This is a genomic window from Paracoccus tibetensis (assembly GCF_900102505.1).
Lineage (GTDB): Bacteria > Pseudomonadota > Alphaproteobacteria > Rhodobacterales > Rhodobacteraceae > Paracoccus > Paracoccus tibetensis.
In genome coordinates this window covers 23236-29785 of sequence record NZ_FMVT01000022.1, presented here as the reverse complement: position 1 = coordinate 29785, position 6550 = coordinate 23236, and the positions used below count along the sequence as shown (strand labels likewise).

The 6550-nt window shown below is 68.3% G+C and carries 8 protein-coding genes and 1 pseudogene; 1 reads left to right on the top strand and 8 read right to left on the bottom strand.

Going from position 1 to position 6550, the window contains the following annotated elements:
* On the bottom strand, positions 1-261 hold a 261-nt coding region (locus tag BLP73_RS18300), incomplete at its 3' end, for a transposase (protein WP_139166035.1).
* 77 nt (positions 262-338) lie between these two features.
* Between BLP73_RS18300 and BLP73_RS19845 the strand changes: the two are divergent.
* A pseudogene (locus tag BLP73_RS19845) lies at positions 339-470 on the top strand (integrase); the annotation flags it as partial.
* Positions 471-621: 151 nt separating this feature from the next.
* Here BLP73_RS19845 and BLP73_RS18290 read toward each other — a convergent pair.
* From BLP73_RS18290 to BLP73_RS18260, 7 genes are all read right to left on the bottom strand, one after another.
* Entirely contained in the window at positions 622-1749 is a 1128-nt protein-coding gene (locus BLP73_RS18290) for a BatD family protein (protein ID WP_175453442.1), read from the bottom strand.
* An 83-nt stretch (positions 1750-1832) separates the two neighbouring features.
* Complete coding sequence (locus BLP73_RS18285) at positions 1833-2405, bottom strand: hypothetical protein (RefSeq protein ID WP_245686755.1); 573 nt, start codon at positions 2403-2405, stop codon at positions 1833-1835.
* Positions 2406-2446: 41 nt separating this feature from the next.
* Positions 2447-3346: a vWA domain-containing protein gene (locus BLP73_RS18280; RefSeq protein ID WP_245686754.1), complete on the bottom strand. Its 900-nt coding sequence runs from the start codon at positions 3344-3346 to the stop codon at positions 2447-2449.
* Positions 3334-4284, bottom strand: coding sequence for a VWA domain-containing protein (locus tag BLP73_RS18275; RefSeq protein ID WP_090748293.1), 951 nt, complete (start codon positions 4282-4284; stop codon positions 3334-3336). Before BLP73_RS18275 ends, BLP73_RS18280 begins: the two co-directional genes overlap by 13 nt.
* Entirely contained in the window at positions 4281-4625 is a 345-nt protein-coding gene (locus BLP73_RS18270; protein ID WP_090748290.1) for a hypothetical protein, read from the bottom strand. The genes BLP73_RS18275 and BLP73_RS18270 overlap by 4 nt, the downstream gene beginning before the upstream one ends.
* Positions 4622-5428, bottom strand: coding sequence for a DUF58 domain-containing protein (locus tag BLP73_RS18265; RefSeq protein ID WP_090748286.1), 807 nt, complete (start codon positions 5426-5428; stop codon positions 4622-4624). The genes BLP73_RS18270 and BLP73_RS18265 overlap by 4 nt, the downstream gene beginning before the upstream one ends.
* Before the next feature lie 14 nt (positions 5429-5442).
* Complete coding sequence (locus BLP73_RS18260) at positions 5443-6417, bottom strand: AAA family ATPase (protein ID WP_090748283.1); 975 nt, start codon at positions 6415-6417, stop codon at positions 5443-5445.
* Positions 6418-6550: the final 133 nt, after the last annotated feature.

Genomic DNA, 6550 nt, shown 5'->3' with positions numbered 1-6550 from the left:
CTCCTCGCCGCCTTCGGACGCCAGCCCCTCCATCATCCGGGCGAAGACCCCCATATCGCCCCACCGCTTCCAGCGATTGTAGAGGGTCTTGGGCGGGCCATATTCCCGAGGCGCATCGCACCACCTCAACCCATTGCGATTGATGAAGATTATCCCGCTCAGCACACGCCGGTCATCGACTCGCGGCTTGCCGTGGGACTTCGGGAAGAACGGCTTCAACCGCTCCATCTGCGCGTCGGTCAGCCAGAAAAGATTGCTCATCATCACCCCCGTCAGTTCGGGAGCTTGAATCACGCGGGCCGGACAGCCTCAAGCAAATCAATGGGTCCTGACCCTAGATCTACAAGAAAACGGGCAACCTGCGCGCTGTCCAACTGCTGCTCGGCCACACGAAGATGGACAGCACGGTGCGCTATCTCGGGGTCGATATTGAGGATGCGCTGTCGCTATCAGAGGCGATAGATCTGTAGCCGTCCCGCCGATTGGCACTATTTGTGCCGGTCGGCCCCACGCCGCCGGTCGCCTCGTCCTAGGCCCTGCAGTGCAGCATCCGGAAGCGGCCGTTCATCTCCAGATAGCGCCAAGCGATTGGCAAAGTGATGTCGTAACCAGTCACCCGTGTCAGCCCGACGTTTCGGAAGATGCTGCAGCGCCTGTTCCACGCTCTCGGCGCCTTCGCCTGCGCAGGAACTCCGCCAACCAGTCGTCCGGATGGAAATGCTGATCTGCCTTGGCGTCGAAGATCGCGTGGTCGAGAAGCGAGAGCAGTCGGTCTTGCTCTGCATCAATGCGTCCGCGCCACATCGCATGACGCTCCGCCGCGGACCGTAAGGCGAGAAGATCGCCTTGCGCCGCGGCCCGTTTCAACGCGGCGGTGTGTGGGTTAGGCCGAAGCCTGCGGATCGCGGGAGGGACAGCGGGAAGTCTGCCCCAGAGCAGGATCGAGAGCGTGACGGCAAATCCTGCAGCGGCAATGAGCGCCGCCAAGCCGAATTGCCTTACCGTGTCAGCTGCGCCAGAGCTGACATTGCTGCCGAACCCGGCAAGACCGAACGGCAAGGGCTGCATTGACGCGGTCTCGATCTGCCGGGTGTCGGTGTCGAACCACGGAAAGGCAAAACCAGGAAGGACCCCCGGCTCGCCCGTGCGCGGGCGCAACTGCCACTCCCACACCACGCGCGAGACCGGACCTTCCGGCGTCGGCGTCGTCTCCCGCAGTTCAGGCTGGGTGAAGCTGATCAGCCAGGGCTGCTGCAGGTCGGGACGCTCGGGCAGGTGGTGGGCCAGGGTGCCCAAGGCCTCGATGGTGACGCGGCGTGTCAGGACCTCGTCCGCGCCAAGCTGGCCGGGCTGGGCCGAAAGCTCGTCGGTCAGCACAAGCGCCTTGGCCGTCAGCGGCTGGCTGCCGTGCGGGAAGGGGGCGACATTCAGGTGCGCCGGTGCCGAGGCCACCTGCACCGCAACGCGGTTGCCCGATCGGGGCACATGGGTCAGCTCATGAACGACCGGGCCGACCTCGAACTCGCCCGCATGCCGGGGAAAGAGGGCGATGTCGCGCTCGAAGATCTGGATCATCCTGCCGCCGATCCGCTCGCGGAACCACCGGTCCTGCGCGATCTGCATCCAGTCGTAATGTTCGGAGTCGGGGAAGCGAAGGTTCTCCAGCGCAACCGTCAGGTCATACTCGCCCCGCAGCGTCAGCTTGACCATCTCTGTCACGACAGGGCGCGAGCGGTCGTGCAGGATCATGAGGCGGGCCCCGCCCGGCTCAAGCGGCGCGGTTTGCGCCCAGGAAGGGCCCGCCAGAAGCACGACGAGAAGGACCAGCAACCTCACCATGGGTCCTGCGCCTCCGGGCGGATCAGACCCAGCTGCGCCCGGCGATCGAATTCCGCATGGATCCGAAGCCGCAGGAACGCGCCGGGATCATCCGTCAGAGATTGCAGCCACTCATCGCTGGCCGCCAGGCCTCGCGCTTCCAAAGGACGACGCAGATGCTCGGCGGCGGCACCCGTGAGGGCTGCCTGGATCTCCTCGTCGGAAGCGGGCAAGCCGCCATGGCCCATGATTCGGCCGGGCGCTGTGCTGTCACCCCTGTGCGGGTCATACATGGATGCGACCAGCTCGCGGCTCGCCCGCGCCTGCTCGTCGGCAGGGTTCACGAAAAGCACGGCGTCGAAATACGCAACGGAAAGCGGATAGTCGCCCGTTGCCGCCAGGGACAGGGCGCGGTTGAAGGTCTGCGAACGGCCTGCGCGCGCAAAGGCCGCATCGGCCGCCGCATGATCGCCAAGCCGGTAGAGGGCGACGCCCCGCGCTGCATCGTCCTGAAGCATGACAACCGCGAGCCTGTCCCACCCGAGGCGTAGGGCCAAGGTGCCGATGGCAGCCGGACCGGCAATCACCAGAAGCGCGGCTGACAGGATCAACACGGCGAGGACCCGCCTCATGAGCGCCTCCGCAACATCATCAGAAGCGGCAGGCCTGCAAGGGCTGCAAGCAGCGGCCCGAGGTCGCGATAGCCCAGAGCCTGAAGCTCGGCCACGCGCTGGCGCTCGCCCCTGCCGCCCAAGTCTGACGCGAGATCGTCAACCTCGCCCCAGCCCAGAACGCGCCCGCTTGACGCCAGGGGCGCCATGGCATCCGGCTCCGGCACCGGCGCACCGGCTGCGATCGCGTTAACCCTGACCGGCCAGATGCGCGTGCCGAGACTGGACAGCCGGGCTGCCTCGGCCCGCGCAAGCCTGTCGACGCCGCCGCCGTCCGAGATCAGGATGAGATCCGACTGCCGGGGATCGGCCAGCATCCGCGCCGCAAGCCCGATCGCAGCGCCGGGGCTGCTGCCTTGCGTGGGCATGATCCCGGCATCCAGAACTGCGATCATGGTCTCCAGCCGCCGCGGGTCCGTCGTCGGCGCCGAGGCCGCAAAGGCCTCGTTGCCGTAAAGGATCAGACTGACCGGTCGGCCCGGCAGCCCCTGCAGCAGGGCCGCCGCCGCCTGCTGAGCCTGCGAAAGCGCCTCGCCTTCCGCCACCGAGGCGGACAGGTCGATGGCCAGAAGAACCGTATCTGTCCGCGCCAGCAGCGGCAGGTCCTGGCGCGGCACGGCGGGCCCTGACAGTCCCAGGACCAGCGGGACAAGCGCGGCCGCCGGCAACAGTCGGGCGCCGCGAGACGCGCTGCCGCTGAAGGCGCCGAGCGCCTGCATCGCGGCCAGCATCTGGGGGCTCATCACCCGCTCCCATCCGCCGGCCGGGGGCGGGCGTCGCCACACCCACCACAGCAACAGTGCCATCGGCAGAAAGGCCGCAAGCCACCACGGGCGCAGAAGGATCAGGTCCTCCATGCGCGACCTCGCAGCAGCGCCAGCACAAGCAGCAGTGCCGCGCCCGCCCCTGGCCAGAACCACAGCGGCTGCCAATAGCGCAGCGGCGGGCGGTCGGCCGGGTTCGGCTCGAGCCGGTCCAGCGCCTCGGCGACCGCATCCAGATCGGGGGTGGTGCGGACGCGGAACATCTGCCCGTCCGCGGCCTCGGCGATGGCGCGAAGCGTCGCCACATCCACCGCATCGCGCGAGGCGGGCTGCGTTTCAAGATCTTCCGGGCCAAGGGCGATCGTGTAGATCCGGATCCCGTGCGACGCCGCCAGCCGCGCCGCATCCGCTGCCGGAACGCTGCCTGAGGTGTCCACGCCGTCCGACAGCAGGATGATGACCCGGCTCGGAGCTTCGCTGGTCAGCAGTCTTCGCGTGGCCAGGCCCAGCCCGTCCGAGATGGCCGTGCCGCGTCCCGAGATTCCGATCTGCGCCTCCTCGATGGCTTGCGCCACGGATGCGACATCGAAACTGGGCGGGGCGGCGACATAGGCGCGGGCCCCGAAGATCACCAGACCGATACGGTCCCCCGTGCGGCTGGCGACGAAGCTGGCCGCCGTCCGTTTGACTGCTTCCAGGCGGCTGACCGGCTGATCATCAAGCAGGAAATCCTCTTTCTCCATGCTGCCAGACAGGTCGAGCGTCAGGATGATGTCGCGGCCGCTGGCGGGAACGGCGCTCGCCATCCGCTCGACCTGCGGCCCGGACAGTGCCACGACGAGAAGAAGCCAGGCCGCCGCCAGCGTCAGGGGAAAGCCTTTGTGCCATGCCTGCGCCTGCGCCGTGTCGGGCGGAAACAGGTGCTCAGGCACCTGCAGCGCCACGCGGTCCTGATCGGCCGCAGGACACAGCCAGCGAAGCAGCAGCGGCAACGGCAGCAGCGCCAGCAGATAGGGCGCGGCGAGGCTCATCGCTGCCAGGGGCGAGCGCGTCGGGCGGCCCGCTCTATCACGCGGTCCGAAGGCGGCGGCTCGGCGCCATAGGCGGCAGCGCGAAGCGAGAGCGGCAGATGGCCAAGCAGCCGCGCCAGCGCCAGCAGCCGCTCGGGCACCGGGAGTGGCCGCAGATCGGACAGGCGGACCTTCTTCGGCTTCGCGCGACGACGCGTCAAGGGCAGGAGGAGCAGCCCCGCCACCAGACCAAGCGCCGTCCCGATCGCGATCAGCGCAAGCATCTCGGAGAGCGAAAGGCTTGCCATCTCGGCCGGAAGGCGCGGCGGGGCAAGAGCTGTCAGCATCTCGTCACGGGTCATGATGTGATCCCGCGACCGGCCGCGCCCAGTTCCCGCAGCCGATCCGTGTGATCGGAAAGCCTCGCCCCGCGCAGGCGGGCCAGACGCTGCAGGCCACCGTGCTCGACAGGTAGCGCGAAGGCGGGCGGCGCGACCTCCACCGGATCGAGGATCAGCGCCACATCCAGCCGCCGGCCACGCGCCAGGCGCGCAAGCTGGTCCTCGGCGCCCGCCCACCCGCCAGGCAAGGTTGCCAGCGTCACCCGGGCACCGGGGGGCGCCAGCCGGTGGGGAAGGGCCAGCGCCTCGGCGAGCGAGGCAACTGCTTGCCCGGCAGCCAAAGCCTCTGCGTGGCGATGGGCCAACATCCGGCACAGCGTCGCCATCTGCGCATCGCCCGCCGCTGCCGCCACAGACCGGGCGCCCGAGGCTTCTGCGATGACAAGGCCGACGGTTCCGCGCCGTTGCACCGCCTGCCATCCCATCAGCGCGAGATGCTGCGCAGCCCGCACCGAGCGCATCGCGTCCGCCGTTCCCCACAGCATCGCGGGCCGGAAGTCGGCAATGAGCAGCGTGACGTCGTCGCGATCCTCGTTCAGCGCCCGCACATGCGGCCGCCCGGTCCGCGCGGTTGCCGCAGGATCAAGTCGCCGAGGATCATCCCCTGGCACGTAAGCGCGGATCTCGCGCAGGTCCATGCCGCTGCCTTGCTGGCGCGACGGGATCGCGCCGGACCGCCGCGCGGCCTCGGCCTTCCCGCTGCCCGGCAAGGCCTCTCGCAGGGCCAGCAGCTCGTCGGCATCCAGTCGGATGCCTTTGGCCACCTGCCAGGCTGGCCTCACCACGGACGCACCTCGCGCAGCGCGTCCGCGATCAGCGCGCGCCCGTCACGCCCCTCGCTCAGCACCTTCCAGTCCGCAACAAGACGATGCCCCAGTGCATCGCAGGCCAGGGCCTCGACATCTTCCGGCAGTCCGTGGTCGCGGCCATGAAGCCAGGCCCGGGCACGGACCGCAGCCGCAAGCGCCAATGTTCCGCGCGGCGAGACCGGATGGGCGACGGCGCCCGCAAGGCTGCCACCTGCGCGGGTCGCCATCACCAGCCGGATGATGAAGTCCTTGAGCACCGGCGCCAGCCGCACATTGGTCACTTCCGTGCGCGCCGCGGCAAGGCTGTGCGCGTCCACCGCTTGAACCTCACCAAGTTCAGGTGACGCACGGTTCTCCTCTTCCACAAGATCAAGGATTGCCCGCTCGCCGGCTGCATCCGGCATGCCCAGTTGCAGGTGCAGCAGGAACCGATCCAGCTGCGCCTCGGGCAAGGGGAACGTCCCCTCGTGTTCGATCGGGTTCTGCGTTGCCACGACCATGAAGGGCAGGGGCAGCGGGCGCGTCACGCCGCCGGTCGTCACCTGCGTCTCAGCCATCGCCTCCAGCAGAGCCGACTGCACCTTGGGCGGCGCGCGGTTGATCTCGTCCACCAGGACGATGTTGTGGAAGATCGGTCCCGGCACAAAGTCGAACGCGCCGCTTTCGCTGCGCCAGATCTGGCTGCCGGTCAGATCCGAGGGAAGAAGATCGGGTGTGCATTGCACGCGGGCATGTGTCCCCGGCAACCGTGCCGCCAACTGCTTCACGGCCCGCGTCTTGGCCACACCCGGAGGGCCTTCGAGGAGGACATGTCCTCCTGCCAAGAATGCAATCAGGAGGCGCTCCACAAGCCAGTCATGCCCAACGAGCGCAGCCGAGACATCCTGTAGCAAGGCGCCAATGGCCTCGCGTGGCCCGTCACTGATGGTCGTCGCCGTGCTCATCTGCCGCTCCTCGCTTTTGCAGATGGTGCAGCAAGATTGACAGCAGGTGTCACCTGAAGGTGCCGCACTGCCACTAAGGTAGGGAGGCCTGTGCGACCAAAGGTTGGACGTGACGAGCCCTGATGAGCATCAT